The 14,716-nt window shown below is 72.3% G+C and carries 11 protein-coding genes; 5 read left to right on the top strand and 6 right to left on the bottom strand.

All coding sequences use genetic code 11. From position 1 onward, the window contains the following. Positions 1–2: 2 nt before the first annotated feature. The 5 genes from ACWDD9_RS28930 to ACWDD9_RS28910 all read right to left on the bottom strand — a co-directional run bounded on the left by ACWDD9_RS28930 (position 3) and on the right by ACWDD9_RS28910 (position 6,063). A complete protein-coding gene (locus ACWDD9_RS28930; RefSeq protein WP_449813183.1) occupies positions 3–734 on the bottom strand; it encodes a hypothetical protein in 732 nt (243 codons plus the stop codon). 17 nt (positions 735–751) lie between these two features. Continuing rightward, a complete protein-coding gene (locus ACWDD9_RS28925) occupies positions 752–1,822 on the bottom strand; it encodes a hypothetical protein (protein ID WP_449813182.1) in 1,071 nt (356 codons plus the stop codon). Between the two features lie 12 nt (positions 1,823–1,834). Further along, positions 1,835–3,097 (bottom strand): WXG100 family type VII secretion target, encoded by a 1,263-nt coding sequence (locus ACWDD9_RS28920; RefSeq protein ID WP_449813181.1) that lies wholly within the window; start codon positions 3,095–3,097, stop codon positions 1,835–1,837. A gap of 30 nt (positions 3,098–3,127) precedes the next feature. Continuing rightward, positions 3,128–3,421: a type VII secretion target gene (locus ACWDD9_RS28915; protein ID WP_147409165.1), complete on the bottom strand. Its 294-nt coding sequence runs from the start codon at positions 3,419–3,421 to the stop codon at positions 3,128–3,130. Between the two features lie 191 nt (positions 3,422–3,612). Continuing rightward, complete coding sequence (locus tag ACWDD9_RS28910) at positions 3,613–6,063, bottom strand: DNA gyrase/topoisomerase IV subunit A (protein ID WP_449813180.1); 2,451 nt, start codon at positions 6,061–6,063, stop codon at positions 3,613–3,615. A gap of 297 nt (positions 6,064–6,360) precedes the next feature. Between ACWDD9_RS28910 and ACWDD9_RS28905 the strand changes: the two genes are divergently transcribed. From ACWDD9_RS28905 to ACWDD9_RS28895, 3 genes are all read left to right on the top strand, one after another. Then, positions 6,361–7,710, top strand: a complete 1,350-nt coding sequence (locus ACWDD9_RS28905) for a M16 family metallopeptidase (protein ID WP_049653313.1) — start codon at positions 6,361–6,363, stop codon at positions 7,708–7,710. A gap of 20 nt (positions 7,711–7,730) precedes the next feature. After that, complete coding sequence (locus ACWDD9_RS28900; RefSeq protein ID WP_074005706.1) at positions 7,731–9,095, top strand: M16 family metallopeptidase; 1,365 nt, start codon at positions 7,731–7,733, stop codon at positions 9,093–9,095. Between the two features lie 317 nt (positions 9,096–9,412). After that, a complete protein-coding gene (locus ACWDD9_RS28895; protein WP_449813179.1) occupies positions 9,413–10,606 on the top strand; it encodes an RtcB family protein in 1,194 nt (397 codons plus the stop codon). An 88-nt stretch (positions 10,607–10,694) separates the two neighbouring features. Here the strand turns inward: ACWDD9_RS28895 and ACWDD9_RS28890 are convergent, their stop codons facing one another. After that, entirely contained in the window at positions 10,695–10,976 is a 282-nt protein-coding gene (locus ACWDD9_RS28890) for an HPr family phosphocarrier protein (RefSeq protein WP_049653316.1), read from the bottom strand. Positions 10,977–11,204: 228 nt separating this feature from the next. On the opposite strand from ACWDD9_RS28890, the gene ACWDD9_RS28885 reads away from it, so the two are divergent. Both ACWDD9_RS28885 and ACWDD9_RS28880 read left to right on the top strand, forming a co-directional pair. After that, positions 11,205–14,021 (top strand): bifunctional acetate--CoA ligase family protein/GNAT family N-acetyltransferase, encoded by a 2,817-nt coding sequence (locus ACWDD9_RS28885; RefSeq protein WP_449813178.1) that lies wholly within the window; start codon positions 11,205–11,207, stop codon positions 14,019–14,021. Between the two features lie 91 nt (positions 14,022–14,112). Next, complete coding sequence (locus tag ACWDD9_RS28880) at positions 14,113–14,712, top strand: DUF5998 family protein (RefSeq protein WP_049653318.1); 600 nt, start codon at positions 14,113–14,115, stop codon at positions 14,710–14,712. Positions 14,713–14,716 lie beyond the last annotated feature (4 nt).

Below are 14,716 nucleotides of genomic sequence, written 5' to 3'. Positions count from 1 at the left end.
GATCACCCGAAGGCGGCCTTCACCCGCTGCGCGACCTCCTCGTCCACCGTGTCGTACATCGGCTCGGAGACGGTCGGGAGGTCGGCGAACTCCAGGTGGATGCTGCGGACGACGTCCGCGAACAGCTCCGAGTACAGCACCCAGTCCTCCGGGCACGGGGTGCTCAGCTCCAGCGAGAGCAGCTGCGACTCGTTCGGCAGCGGCAGGTGCACCTGGATCACCGAGGTGGTCAGCACCCCGTCGACGAGCGGGACCGCCAGGCCGTCGAGCGGGGTCGACCCGTCGTCCACCGCGGTCGCCACCGCGTCGATCACCGCGACGGCCCGCCCGGCCGGCAGCTCGACCGCGGTCACCTCCGCCTCCGGACGGGACAGGGCCAGCCGGGTGAGCAGGAAGTCCACCGCGCCGGGGTAGTCGGTGCCGACCAGCGGGCAGACCGAGGCCGTGATCGACGCGGTGCTCGGTCGGCCGTCCACGTCCACCAGGCACATCCCGGCGTGGATCACCCCGGCCTCGGCCATCGACGGGATCAGCCCGGCCAGTGCCACGGCCCAGCGCACCCGCACCTCCTCGGGCTGGGAGGCCAGCACCTCGCAGACCAGCTCCCACAGCTCCTCGGCCACCTGGTCGTCGGTGCCGAGCACCGGCACCTCGTGGAAGGCGGGCGGGACGACGAAGCGGATCTGGAGCCGCGCGTCCTCGGCGGGACGGTAGGCCGTCGGTATGTCGGGCATCGAGCTTTCCTGGGAGGTCATGACGGCTTGCGGATCCGGTTGCGGACGTCCAGCCAGGACGGTGGGACGGGGACCGGGACGCCGTACGCGCGGGCTTCGACGAGCAGGTCGAGGTAGGCGGCGGCACGGTCGCGAAGACCGGAGCGGTGCCAGGTCCAGTGCGCCCTCAGCGCGGGGAGGGCGGTGAGCGCGCAGAAGGCCACCAGGCCGCCGATGACGAGGATGGACTGCCGGCGCTGCTCGGAATAGCTGAAGTCCGAGCCGAGGAAGCCGACCAGCACGGCCAGGCAGAAGACCAGGGCGGAGACATTGGTCCACACCAGTCTCCGGCGGACGGTGCGCCGCTGCGCGGTGAGCAGGCCCCGGACCGCCTGTTCGTCCAGGAAGTCGAGGCCGTGCGGGGCACCGAGTTCACGGGCCCGGGTGGCCAGCGGCCAGTGCTGTGCGAGCGCGGCGGGCGGCAGTACCGGGAAGGCGGGGTCGATCACCGCGTCGGGCGGCCACCACGAGCCGGGCCGCGCAGCGACAGAGGGCGGGGGAACGGGGGTGTACGGGCCCGGACCGGTGGGATACGCGGCCGGTGGCTGCGGTTGCGGAGCGGGCTGGGCGTCCGCGTCCCACGAGGCCCGTTCGGCATCGGATCCCCACTCGGCGGGGATCCGGACCGTCAGCCCCGCGCGCCTGGCCTGGTTCAGCAGCCCGAGGTACGCGGTGAAGTGCACCGAGGCAGTCTGCTTGCTGTGTCCGTGGTCGTGGCCCCGCACCCAGATCGCGATTCCGGCCGGAATCGCCAGGATCGCCGCCACGATGCCGACCACTTCCCGCGGCTCCACCGGCGACTTCATCGAGAAGCCGATGATCGCGGCGACCATGATCCCCCCGAGGACGAGGATGGCCCCGGCCTCGTCGTGCCAGTCCTGCTGGTCCCGCATCCGCAGGTGCCGGATCACCACATTGCGGGCCACATCATCGTTCAGCAGGGTGACCCCGTACAGGCCCTCGGCCCGCCGTGCCGCCTCGGCCACCTCGGGCACGCCGGCGAGCTGTCCGCCCGAGACGGGGAGCGTCACGTTGACGTCCTTGACCATGCGCCTGTCCTCTCAGCCGACGGCGTTCAGGAACGGCGCGGACGCCGGTCGGTACGCGGGCTTCGGAAGCGGTCCCGGGGCCTCGACGTGGGACGCCCGGGCCTTCTCCTTCTCGCCGTCCTGGTAGAAACCGTAGGCGAGCCCGTTCGCCTTGTTCGTGATCGTGACCGTGCGGGGGTCCACTGCGACGCCCGCCTTCTTGAGCCCGCCGACGATGAGCTTGGTCGATATCGGGTTCATGGTCTTCTCGAACAGGCCCGCGCCGGCGGCCGAGGTGCGTTCGGCGGCGCCGGCCCCCTCGGCCGCCACCGAGGTCCTGACGTTCCGGATCGGGGCCCGGATCACCTTGTTGACGACACCGACGCCCTGGACCTTCGTGATCGACTTCCCGGCGGTGGCGAAGCCCTTGATGGCGCCGACACCCGGGATCACCCCGAGTCCGTCCAGTCCGATCTTCAGCCAGGAGACGTCCTGGCCCCGGGACTTGGCGATGCCGTGCCCGGCCATCGCGGCCGCGCTGGTCAGCATGGCCGCGGCGCCCAGCAGTGGGCCCGCCACGGGGACCGCCAGTGCGGCGATCGCCAGCACGGCTGAGATCTTGGACAAGTCGTCCGCGTGCTCGGCGAGGAAGTCCAGCGACTTCTGCCAGGCGTGCTCCACCTTGTCCAGCATCCGCTTGAAGAAGCTCGGGTCCGGCGGGTGGTGGCGGGACGCCTCCATGATCGCCTTGGCGGCCGCCTCGGCCTTGTTCTTGTGGTCGGCGAGCTGCTTGTGGCCGTTCGCGACCACTTCGTCGAGCTGGTGCGCGAGCTGCTGCTGGGCCTGGAGTTTGGCCTCGAAGTCGGCCTTGGCCTTCGACTGGGCCGCCGCGTCGGTGGACTGCGCGGAGGCGTCGAGGGCCTTTCCCGCAGCGTAGCACTGGACGTTCATGTCACCCAGCCGGGAGCGCAGTTCGACGGCCTGGGCCTCCATCGTCCGGCCGTTGGCGAGCAGGCCGGTGAGCTGGGTGTGCCAGGCCTTGAGGGCCCGGGAGCAGGCGGCCATCGAATCGTGGCCCTGGGTGAGGTACTTGGGCAGTTCGCCCAGTTTTCCCGCGAAGTTGCGGGCCGCCTCGCCCTGCCAGGCGCTGCCGTCGGAGCCGAGGTCGGCGAGGGTGTGGCGCAGTTCCTCCAGTTCGCGGGCGACGGCGTCGACGTCCGCGTACATCTTGGCGATGGCCGGAAGGTCCCCCGGGGCCGGGCAGAAGCCGAGGCCCGGCCAGTTCTTGTCACTCATGGTGGAAAGTCAGTCCCCCTGTTGGTCGGCTCAGGTCGCGCCGAATCCCTTGGCCGTGCCCTGCTCGTTCTCCCCGTAGTTCTTGAGCGTCGCGTCCAGGCCCTCGCGCAGGCCGTGGGCGAGCTTGGCCATCCGGCCGATGCCGCCGTGCCAGTGGTCCTCGAAGCCCTTGCACGCCGCGTCGAGCCGTGCGGTGCCCAACTGCTTTCCCTTGCCGAGGTTCTCGAGGCTCTTGGCGACCGCCCCCATGCGGGTGCCGCATTCGTCGAGTTGTTTGGACACCGTTCTCATCCGGCCCATGTCGATCTTGAATTCCTCAGCCAACTGCCATGCCCCCCAAGGCTGGTGACGAGGTGTCGAGCACACCTGTTCGGTGAACCTAACCCATGGGAGGGCAAAGTTCGGGCCATGGCCGGGAAATGGTGATCACCGTTCCGCATCCCCGGCCGGGCGGGCACGAAAAAGCGGAGGGGCACCGGACATCGTCCGGTGCCCCTCCGCTCGGGCGGGAGCCGTTACGCCGGGCCGGCGACCACCGCGATCGGGGTGGTGACCGGGGTGCCGGAGCCGTCGCGGCGCGGGTCGCGCTCGGGCAGGTCGACCGGGGCGCCCTTGGCGGTGGCGGCGCGGGCCGGGGCGGCGCCGGCCCAGGCGAAGGCCAGGGCGTCCTCGCCGCGCAGGAAGCGCTGGCAGCGCACGCCGCCGGTGGCGCGGCCCTTGCGCGGGTACTGCTCGAACGGGGTGACCTTCCAGCTGGTCTGCTCGTCGTCGGAGAGCGTGCCCGTGGCCGTGGCCACCGAGACCACCACCGCGTCCGCCGCCGGGTCCACCGCCGTGAAGGACAGCACCCGCGTGCCGTCCGACAGCTTGATGCCCGCCATGCCGCCCGCCGGGCGGCCCTGCGGACGCACCTGGCCCGCGGGGTAGCGCAGCAGTTGGGCGTCGGAGGCGATGAAGACCAGGTCCTCCTCGCCGGTGCGCAGTTCGACCGCGCCCACCAGCTCGTCACCCTCCTTGAGGGCGATCACCTCGAACTCGTCCTTGTTCGCCGGCCACTCCGGCACCACCCGCTTCACCACGCCCTGCAGCGTGCCCAGTGCCAGCCCCGGCGAGGACTCGTCCAGGGTGGTCAGCGCCAGCGCCCGCTCCCCGTCCTCCAGTCGCAGGAACTCGCCCACCGCGGCCCCGCCCGCCAGCGTCGGCGACGGTGTCGGCGGCAGCGCCGGAAGGTCGATCACCGGCAGTCGCAGCACCCGGCCCGCGGACGTGACCACGCCGACGTCCGCCCGGGCCGTCGCGTGCACCGCCGAGACGATCACGTCGTGCTTCGCCCGCTTCTCCGACTCCTCGAACGGCTCGCCGTCCGCCGTCCGCGCCAGCAGGCCCGTCGACGACAGCAGCACCCGGCACGGGTCGTCCGCGACCTCCAGCGGCACGGCCAGCGCGGCCGAGGGCACCGCCCCCGCCTCCAGCAGCACCGTGCGCCGCTCGGTGCCGAACTGCTTGGACACCGCGCCCAGTTCGGACGACACCACGCTGCGCAGCTTGGTGTCCGACTCCAGGATCTCGGTCAGGTCCGCGATCTCGGAGGTCAGCTTCTCCTTCTCCTGCTCCAGCTCGACCCGGTCGAAGCGGGTCAGCCGCCGCAGCGGGGTGTCCAGGATGTACGCGGTCTGCGTCTCCGACAGCGAGAAGTGCTCCATCAGGCGTTCCTTCGCCTGCTGGGCGTTGTCACTCGACCGGATGATCGCGATGACCTCGTCGATGTCGAGCAGCGCGACCAGCAGGCCCTCGACCAGGTGCAGCCGCTCCTCGCGCTTGCGGCGGCGGAAGTCGCTGCGCCGGCGCACCACGGTGAAGCGGTGGTCGACGTAGACCTCCAGCAGCTCCTTGAGCCCCAGCGTCAGCGGCTGCCCGTCCACCAGCGCCACGTTGTTGATGCCGAAGGTCTCCTCCAGCGGCGTCAGCTTGTACAGCTGCTCCAGCAGCGCCTCCGGCACGAAGCCGTTCTTCACCTCGATGACCAGCCGCAGCCCGTGCTCGCGGTCGGTCAGGTCCTTGACGTCCGCGATGCCCTGGAGCTTCTTCGCGTTGACCAGGTCCTTGATCTTCGAGATGACCTTCTCCGGGCCGACGTTGTACGGCAGCTCGGTGACCACGATGCCCTTGCGGCGGGCCGTCACCGCCTCCACCGTCGTCGTCGCCCGGATCTTGAACGTGCCGCGGCCCGACTCGTACGCGTCCCGGATGCCCGACAGGCCCACGATCCGCCCGCCGGTCGGCAGGTCAGGACCGGGCACGAACCGCATCAGCGTGTCCAGGTCCGCGTTCGGGTGCTTGATCAGGTGCCGGGCCGCGGCCACCACCTCGGACAGGTTGTGCGGCGGCATGTTCGTCGCCATGCCGACCGCGATGCCCGTCGCGCCGTTCACCAGCAGGTTGGGGAACGCGGCCGGCAGCGCCAGCGGCTCCTGCTCGCTGCCGTCGTAGTTGGGGCCGAAGTCGACGGTGTCCTCGTGGATCGACTCCACCATCGCCATCGAGGCGGCCGTCAGCCGCGACTCGGTGTAGCGCATCGCGGCCGGCGGGTCGTCGTTGCCCAGCGAACCGAAGTTGCCGTGCCCGTCGATCAGCGGCAGCCGCATCGAGAACGGCTGCGCCATGCGCACCACCGAGTCGTAGATCGACTGGTCGCCGTGCGGGTGCAGCCGGCCCATCACCTCGCCCACCACGCGGGCGCACTTCACGTGCGCGCGCTCCGGGCGCAGGCCCATCTCGTTGGCCTGGTACAGGATCCGGCGGTGCACCGGCTTCAGGCCGTCCCGCGCGTCGGGCAGTGCACGCGAGTAGATCACCGAGTAGGCGTACTCCAGGAAGGAGCCCTGCATCTCGTCCACGACGTCGACGTCGAGGATCCGCTCCTCGAAGTCTCCGGGCGGCGGGGTCTGCGAACTGCGGCGGGCCATCGCGGCGGGGCTCCCTTACGTGTCGCTGGCTGTGTCTCGGTCGGTCGCCGAACGCCGGGGGGCGGTCGTCGCTCGTCTCCGCACCGTCCCGCCGCCGGACCCGTCAACCGGGCGCCGTCGACAGGGCGCGGCGCCCCCATTGTGGACCCTCGGGCCGACACTCCCGGTCAGCGGCCCTCTTCCGCCCCTGGCGAACGGCCCCGTCCGCGCGGACACGAACACGGCTCCCGCACGTTGCACCACAATGGGGGACGCCACACGAACCCCCGACATCGACGACGGGAAGGACCCGAGCGCATGGCCAACCCGGCCCCCGCCTCCAGCCGAGGCATCGCCATCACCGAGCACCGCCTGGCCAACGGCCTGCGCGTAGTCCTCTCCGAGGACCACCTGACCCCGGTCGCCGCCGTCTGCCTCTGGTACGACGTGGGCTCCCGGCACGAGGTCAAGGGCCGCACCGGCCTCGCCCACCTCTTCGAGCACCTGATGTTCCAGGGCTCGGCCAACGTCACCAACAACGGGCACTTCGAGCTCGTCCAGGGCGCCGGCGGCTCGCTCAACGGCACCACCAGCTTCGAGCGCACCAACTACTTCGAGACCATGCCCACCCACCAGCTGGAGCTCGCGCTCTGGCTGGAGGCCGACCGGATGGGCTCGCTGCTCGCCGCGCTCGACGAGACGTCCATGGAGAACCAGCGCGACGTCGTCAAGAACGAGCGCCGCCAGCGCTACGACAACGTCCCGTACGGCACCGCCTTCGAGAAGCTCACCGCGCTCTCCTTCCCCGACGGCCACCCGTACCACCACACCCCGATCGGCTCCATGGCCGACCTCGACGCGGCCACCCTGGAGGACGCCCGGACGTTCTTCCGGACGTACTACGCGCCCAACAACGCGGTCCTCTCGATCGTCGGCGACATCGACCCCGAGCAGACCGTCGCCTGGGTCGAGAAGTACTTCGGCTCCATCCCCGCGCACGACGGCAAGCAGCCCCCGCGCTCGGGCGAGCTCCCCGAGACGATCGGCCGCGAGATCCGCGAGGACGTCCACGAGGACGTCCCCTCCCGCGCCCTGATGGCCGCCTACCGCCTCCCGCACGACGGCACCCGCGAGGCCGACGCCGCCGACCTCGCCCTCACCATCCTCGGCAGCGGCGAGTCCAGCCGCCTCTACAACCGGCTGGTCCGCCGTGACCGCACCGCCGTCGCCGCCGGCTTCGGCCTGCTGCGGCTGGCCGGCGCCCCCAGCCTCGGCTGGCTCGACGTCAAGACCTCCGGCGACGCCACCATCGAGCAGATCGGCACCGCCGTCGACGAGGAGCTCGCCCGCTTCGCCGCCGAGGGCCCCACCGCCGAGGAGCTCGAACGCGCCCAGGCCCAGATCGAGCGCGAGTGGCTCGACCGGCTCACCACCGTCGCCGGGCGGGCCGACGAACTGTGCCGCTACGCCGTCCTGTTCGGCGACCCGGAGCTGCTCAACGACGCCCTCCCCAAGGTCCTCGACGTCACCGCCGAGGAGGTCCAGGCCATCGCCAAGGCCCGGCTCCACCCCGACAACCGGGCCGTCCTCGCCTACGAGCCGACCGCCGCCGCCGAGACCGACGCCGACTCCGACGCCGCTTCCGAAGAGGAGGGTGCCGCCGTATGAGCACCGACTACGTCCCCGCCATGACCTTCCACCCGCAGCCCCGGCCGGGCACGCCCAGCCCCTGGGACTTCCCCGCCCCCGAGCGGGCCGCCCTCGGCAACGGCATCACCGTCCTGCACTGCCACCGGCCCGGCCAGCAGCTGGTCGCCGTCGAGGTCCTGCTCGACGTCCCGCTCGCCGCCGAGCCCGAGGGCCTCGACGGCGTCGCCGGCATCCTCGCCCGCGCCTTCAGCGAGGGCACCGACACCCTCAGCGCCGAGGAGTACGCCGCCGAGCTGGAGCGCGCCGGCGCCACCCTCGACACGCACGCCGACCACCCGTGCATCCGGATCTCCCTGGAGGTCCCCGCCTCCCGGCTCCAGCGCGGCCTGTCCCTGCTCGCCGACGCCCTGCGCGCCCCGGCCCTGCCCGAGGCGGAGATCGAGCGGCTGGTCGCCAACCGCCTGGACGAGATCGTCCACGAGCAGGCCAACCCCGCCCGGCGCGCCGCCAAGGCCCTGTACGCCGAGCTCTTCGACGCCGCCGACCGGCTCTCCCGGCCCCGCGCAGGCACCGCCGACACCGTCAAGTCGATCGACCGCGCCGCCGTCAAGGCCTTCTACGACGGCCACGTGCGCCCCGCGACCAGCACCGTCGTGGTGGTCGGCGACCTCACCGGCGTCGACCTGCCCGCGCTGCTGGAGAGCACCCTCGGCACCTGGACCGGAACGGCCGCCGAGCCGTCCGTCCACGCCCCGGTCACCGGCGACGACCACGGCCGCGTCGTCATCGTGGACCGCCCCGGCTCCGTCCAGACCCAGCTGCTCATCGGCCGGATCGGACCCGACCGCCACGACCCGGTCTGGGCTGCCCAGACCCTCGGCACCTACTGCCTCGGCGGCACCCTCACCTCCCGCCTGGACCGCGTCCTGCGCGAGGAGAAGGGCTACACCTACGGCGTGCGCGCCTTCGCCCAGCCGCTGCGCTCGGCCGCCGACGGCAGCGGGCGCGCCATGCTCGCCATCAGCGGCTCGGTGGACACCGCCTCCACCGCCCCCGCGCTGGCCGACACCTGGGTCATCCTGCGCACCCTCGCCGCCGAGGGCCTCACCGACGCCGAGCGCGACGAGGCCGTGCAGTTCCTGGTCGGCGTCGCCCCGCTGAAGTACGAGACCGCGGGCTCGGTCGCCGGCACCCTGGCCGACCAGGTCGAGCAGTACCTGCCGGACGACTACCAGGCCGAGGTCTACCGGCAGCTCGCCGAACTGCCCACCGCCGCCGCCACCGAGGCGGTCGTCGCGGCCTTCCCGCCGGACCGCCTGGTCACCGTCCTGGTCGGCGACGCCGCCGTGATCGCCGACGACGTGCGGGCGCTCGGCATCGGCGAGGTCACCGTCGTCAGCTGACGCCTGATCCGCTGCCGTCCGGCCCGGTGGAGCACCCGCTCCGCCGGGCCGGACGCGTTTTTAAATCCGTTGCGGGCCGCGCCCGTTCCGTGGATAGATGTTCCCCGACGCACAGCACGTGCGAACTGCGACGAAGGAAGGGAGGCGGTCACCATGCGGGTCGAGCAAGCCATACGACGCTCCCCGAGGCCGTATTCCCCCTGCACCGTCGCCCCGGGCGCCTGAGCCCCACCCCCTGAACTTCCCCGAGCCGTGCCGGGATTCCTCGCGCGGCACCACCTTCCCCGAACCACCCGACCTCTGGAGGTCGTTCACCCATGTCGTACACCGAGGTACCCGGCGTCCGCGTCCCGATCCGGATGTGGACCGACCCGGCCACCGTCGAGGGCCAGGCCCTCCAGCAGCTGCGCAACATCAGCTCCCTGCCCTGGCTGCACGGCCTCGCCGTGATGCCCGACGTCCACCTGGGCAAGGGCGCGACGGTCGGCTCCGTCATCGCCATGAAGGACGCGGTCTGCCCGGCGGCCGTCGGCGTCGACATCGGCTGCGGGATGAGCGCGGTGAAGACCTCGCTCACCGCCGAGGACCTCCCGGACGACCTCTCCGGCCTGCGCCGCGAGATCGAGCGGGCCATCCCGGTCGGCCGCGGCCTGCACGCCGACCCGGTGGACCCGTCCAAGCTGCACGGCTTCCGCACGGCGGGCTGGGACGACTTCTGGCAGCGCTTCGACGGCATCGCGGAGGACGTCAAGTGGCGGCGCGAGCGGGCGATGCAGCAGATGGCGACGCTCGGCGGAGGAAATCACTTCATAGAACTGTGCGTTGATACGACTGACGCGGTCTGGCTGATGCTGCACTCCGGATCGCGCAACATCGGCAAGGAGCTGGCCGAGCACCACATGGGCGTCGCCCGCTCGCTGCCGCACAACCAGGGCCTGATCGACCAGGACCTCGCGGTCTTCCTCGCGAAGACCCCGGAGATGGGTGCCTACCGGCAGGACCTCTTCTGGGCCCAGGAGTACGCGAAGCTCAACCGCGCGCTGATGATGGCGCTCTTCCAGGACGTCGTCCGTCGGGAGTTCACCAAGGCCGGGGTGACCTTCGACGAGGTCATCAGCTGCCACCACAACTACGTGTCGGAGGAGCGGTACGACGGCGTCGACCTGCTGGTGACCCGCAAGGGCGCGATCCGGGCCGGCTCCGGCGATCTCGGGATCATCCCCGGCTCGATGGGGACGGGTTCCTACATCGTCCGCGGCCTGGGCAACGCGTCGTCGTTCAACTCGGCCTCGCACGGCGCCGGCCGCAAGATGAGCCGCAACGCCGCGAAGAAGCGGTTCACCACCCAGGACCTGGTCGAGCAGACCAAGGGCGTGGAGTGCCGCAAGGACGGCGGCGTGGTGGACGAGATCCCGGGCGCCTACAAGAACATCGAGAAGGTCATCGAGCAGCAGAAGGACCTCGTCGAGGTGGTCGCGCACCTCAAGCAGGTCGTCTGCGTCAAGGGCTGACCAGGCCGGCCGGAGCACGGCGGCCGGAAAGCCGATCGGGGTGCCGCCGGAATCCGGCGGCACCCCGATCGGGTGCGTGCTGCGAGGCTCAGGCCGCGGCGGGGAGCTCGTCGAGGCCCTCGGAGACGAGCTTGGCGAGGCGGTCGAGCGCGTCGTCGGCGTTCTCGGCGTCGGAGGCGAGGATGACCTCGTCGCCGCCCTGGGCGCCCAGGCCGAGGAGGCCGAGCATGGAGGCGGCGTTGACCGGGTTGCCGCCCGGCTTGGCGATGGTGATCGGCACGCCGGTGGCCGTGACGGCCCGGACGAAGACGGAGGCGGGACGGGCGTGCAGGCCCTCGGCCCAACCGATGGTGACGCGGCGCTCAGCCATGAGACGTGCCTTTCCGGTGAAGCTGGTCACGGCCGTGCTCGGTGAGCGGGGGGGAAACGGCCATGTTGTCTAGACCAGTGTTGCACGCAGGCGGCCCCTGGGAACCGCAGCGTTCAGGACTTGTGATTGTTTCTTTTCGGGGCATAAACCCCGGTCGACGGCCCTGTCCACCCTGCCGTGAGCACGCGCCCGGCGCCATTCGGCTCGCCGCCGGATAACCTGACGAATGTGGAAGACCCCGCGGTGGCGAACCCCGCGCAACCCGACTATCCGCAGCACTGGGAAGCGGACATCCTGCTGCGTGACGGAGGTACGGCCCGGATCCGGCCGATCACCCCCGACGACGCCGGACGGCTCGTGGAGTTCTACGGGCAGGTGTCGGACCAGTCCAAGTACTTCCGGTTCTTCGCCCCCTATCCGCGGCTCTCCGACAAGGACGTCCGCCGCTTCACCCACCACGACTTCGTGAACCGGGTGGGCCTCGCGGTGGTGGTCCGCGACCGCTTCATCGCCACCGTCCGGTACGACCGGATCGACGCCGAGGGCCGCCCCTCCGAGACCGGCACCGATGCCGAGGTGGCCTTCCTGGTGCAGGACGCCCACCAGGGCCGCGGCGTGGCCTCCGCCCTGCTGGAGCACATCGCGGCGGTCGCGCAGGAGCGCGGCATCCGCCGCTTCCAGGCCGAAGTGCTGCCGGAGAACCGGAAGATGGTGAAGGTCTTCACCGACGCCGGCTACACCCAGCACCGCAGCTTCGCCGACGGCGTGGTGCACCTGGAGTTCGACCTGGAGCAGACCGACCGCTCGCTCGCCGTGATGCGCGCCCGCGAGCACCGCGCCGAGGCGCGCTCGGTGCAGCGCCTGCTCACCCCGCGCTCGGTGGCGGTGATCGGGGTCTCCCGCACCCCGCAGACCGTCGGCCGGGCCATCCTGCGCGACCTGCTGGGGGACGACGCCCCGGCCGACCGCCCGGTGTACGCGGTGAACCGCAACGCCGCGCCCGGCACCGAGCTGGACGGCGTCCCGGTCCACCGTTCGATTCTGGACATTCCCGGGCCGGTGGACCTCGCGGTGATCGCCGTCCCCGAGGGCGCCGTCCCGGCCGCCGTCGCCGAGTGCGGCGCCCACGGGGTGCAGGGCCTGGTGGTGGTCACCGCCGGCTACGCGGAGACCGGTCCGGAGGGCCGGGACCGGCAGCGCGCGCTGGTCCGCCAGGCCCGCGCGGCCGGCATGCGGGTGATCGGCCCGAACGCCTTCGGCCTGATCAACACCGATCCCGAGCGCCCGCTGAACGCCTCGCTCGCCCCGCGCCTGCCCGGCCGCGGCGGCTTCGGGATCTTCTGCCAGTCCGGCGCGATCGGCGTGGCCCTGCTGGAGGCCTCCCACAAGCGCGGCCTCGGCGTCTCCTCCTTCGCGTCGGTCGGCAACCGTTCCGACGTCTCCGGCAACGACTTCCTCCAGTACTGGGCCGAGGACGAGGCCACCCAGGTGGTGCTGCTGTACCTGGAGTCCTTCGGCAACCCGCGCAAGTTCACCCGGATCGCCCGCCGGCTGGCCGCCGTCAAGCCGGTCGTGGTGGTCAAGGGCGCCCGGCACACCGGCAGCCTGCCGCCCGGCCACGCCGTCCCCGCCACCGCCACCGGCCTGCGCGACGCCACCGTGGACGCGCTGTTCGAGCAGGCGGGCGTCATCCGGGTGTCGACCATCACCGAGCTGTACGACACCGGCGAGCTGCTGGCCCAGCAGCCGCTGCCGCCGGGGAACCGGGTCGCGGTGGTCGGCAACTCCGACTCGCTCGGCCTGCTCACCTACGACGCCCTGCTGAGCGCCGGCCTGCGCCCGTGCACGCCCGTCGACCTCACCACCGCCGCGACCGGCGAGAACTTCCGGATCGCCCTGGACGTCGCGCTCGCCGATCCGGCCGTGGACGCGGTGATCGCCGTCGCCATCCCGCCGATCGGCACCTCCGCCCACGCCTTCATGGGCGGCCGGCTGACCGGCGAGGACGACCCCGCGATGGGCTCGGACGACCCGGAGATCGCCGCCGCGCTGCTCGAAGCCGGTGGCCGCGCCCGGGAGCTGGGCAAGCCGCTGCTGCTCACCCACCTGGCGCTGACCGACCTGCCGGTCCGGCTGCGCCCCGGCGGCATCCCCGCGTACGCGGCGCCCGAGCGGGCCGTGCACGCCCTCGCCCACGCCGTGCACTACGCGCAGTGGCGCCGCCGCACGGCCGCGGCGGAGGAGACGGCGCGCGTCCCCGAGCTGGACCGGATCGACGAGCCCGGCGCCCGCCGGCTGGTGGAGGCGGCGCTGAGCACCCGGGCCGCCGTCGCCGCACGCACCCAGCCCGGCGGCGCCCGGATCACCCTGTCCGAGGCCGAGGCGCAGGAGCTGCTGGCCCGCTACGGGATCGACGTCTCGCCGGTGCGGCCGGCCCCGGACGAGGAGGCCGCCGTCGCGGCCGCCGCGGCGCTCGGCTACCCGGTGGCCCTCAAGGCGACCGCCCCGCACCTGCGCCACCGCCCCGACCTGGGCAGCGTCCGGCTGGACCTGACCGACGAGGCGGGCCTGCGCCGCGCCCACCGCGAGCTGGACGCGCTGCTCGGCGGCGCCGCGCAGGCCGAGCTGGTGGTCCAGCGGATGGCGCCGCGCGGCGTGGACACCGTGATCGCCGCCACGGTGGACCCGGCGGTCGGCGCGATCCTCTCCTTCGGCCTGGCCGGCGCCCCGGCCGAACTGCTGGGCGACACCGCGCACCGACTGGTTCCGGCCACCGACCAGGACGTCGCCGGGCTGATCCGGGAGGTGCGGGCGGCGCCGCTGCTGTTCGGCTGGCGCGGCGCCGAGTCGGTGGACACCGACGCGCTGGAGGAACTGCTGCTGCGGGTGTCGCAGCTGGTGGACGACGTGCCGGAGATCGCCTCGGTGGATCTCGAACCGGTGGTCGTGGCCCCGCACGGACTGGCGATCCTGGGGGCGCGGGTGCGGGTGGCGCCGCTGCCGGTCCGCAGCGATCTGGGCCCGCGCGCGATGAGCACGCTGTAACCTTCCTTGGTTGCGCCCTGCCCGGGCGCTGTTGTCCGAAGCTCGGCGCCGTGCCGCCCGCTTCGTCGGCGGACCATGCCAGGATGGAGATATGGCGAAGACCGGTACCACCACCACTCAGGACCTGCGCTCGGCTATCGAGCGCAGCGGCTACTACCCGGCCCTGGTGTCCGAGGCGGTCGAGTCCGCGGTGGGCCCGGAGCCGATCAGCTCCTACCTGGTGCACCAGGAGACGACCTTCGACGCCAACGAGGTGCGCCGGCACGTCACGGTGCTGGTCCTCACCCCGACCCGGTTCGTGGTGAGCCACACGGACGAGCAGTCCGGGGCCGAGGGCAGCCCGGCGGTGCCGTTCGCGACGACCTCGACGGAGAGCGTCCGGCTGGACCGGATCGGTTCGGTGGTGGTGAGCCGGATGGTGGCGAACCCGGAGACGTACACCCCGGGCACCCTGCCGCGCGAGGTGGTGCTGACGATCGGCTGGGGCGCGGTGCAGCGCCTGGACCTGGAGCCGGCCGGCTGTTCGGACCCGAACTGCGAGGCCGACCACGGCTACACCGGCTCGGCCACGGCCGACGACCTCTCCCTGCGGGTGAGCGAGGCCGGCGACGGCCCGGAGACGGTGTCCCAGGCGCTGGTGTTCGCCCGGGCGCTGTCCGACGCGACGATCAGCACCGGCCCGCGGGTCTGAGTTC

This window comes from Kitasatospora sp. NPDC001119, assembly GCF_053598475.1.
The sequence above is the reverse complement of the archived record's forward strand: the minus strand, read 5'-3'. Positions and strand labels throughout refer to the sequence as shown.

What these genes read in the sequence shown, in the direction of transcription:
- ACWDD9_RS28930 (WP_449813183.1), bottom strand. Translation starts at nt 734, where the DNA reads ATGCCCGACATACCGACGGCCTACCGTCCCGCCGAGGACGCGCGGCTC.
- ACWDD9_RS28925 (WP_449813182.1), bottom strand. Translation starts at nt 1,822, where the DNA reads ATGGTCAAGGACGTCAACGTGACGCTCCCCGTCTCGGGCGGACAGCTC.
- ACWDD9_RS28920 (WP_449813181.1), bottom strand. Translation starts at nt 3,097, where the DNA reads ATGAGTGACAAGAACTGGCCGGGCCTCGGCTTCTGCCCGGCCCCGGGG.
- ACWDD9_RS28910 (WP_449813180.1), bottom strand. Translation starts at nt 6,063, where the DNA reads ATGGCCCGCCGCAGTTCGCAGACCCCGCCGCCCGGAGACTTCGAGGAG.
- ACWDD9_RS28905 (WP_049653313.1), top strand. Translation starts at nt 6,361, where the DNA reads ATGGCCAACCCGGCCCCCGCCTCCAGCCGAGGCATCGCCATCACCGAG.
- ACWDD9_RS28900 (WP_074005706.1), top strand. Translation starts at nt 7,731, where the DNA reads ATGACCTTCCACCCGCAGCCCCGGCCGGGCACGCCCAGCCCCTGGGAC.
- ACWDD9_RS28895 (WP_449813179.1), top strand. Translation starts at nt 9,413, where the DNA reads ATGTCGTACACCGAGGTACCCGGCGTCCGCGTCCCGATCCGGATGTGG.
- ACWDD9_RS28890 (WP_049653316.1), bottom strand. Translation starts at nt 10,976, where the DNA reads ATGGCTGAGCGCCGCGTCACCATCGGTTGGGCCGAGGGCCTGCACGCC.
- ACWDD9_RS28880 (WP_049653318.1), top strand. Translation starts at nt 14,113, where the DNA reads ATGGCGAAGACCGGTACCACCACCACTCAGGACCTGCGCTCGGCTATC.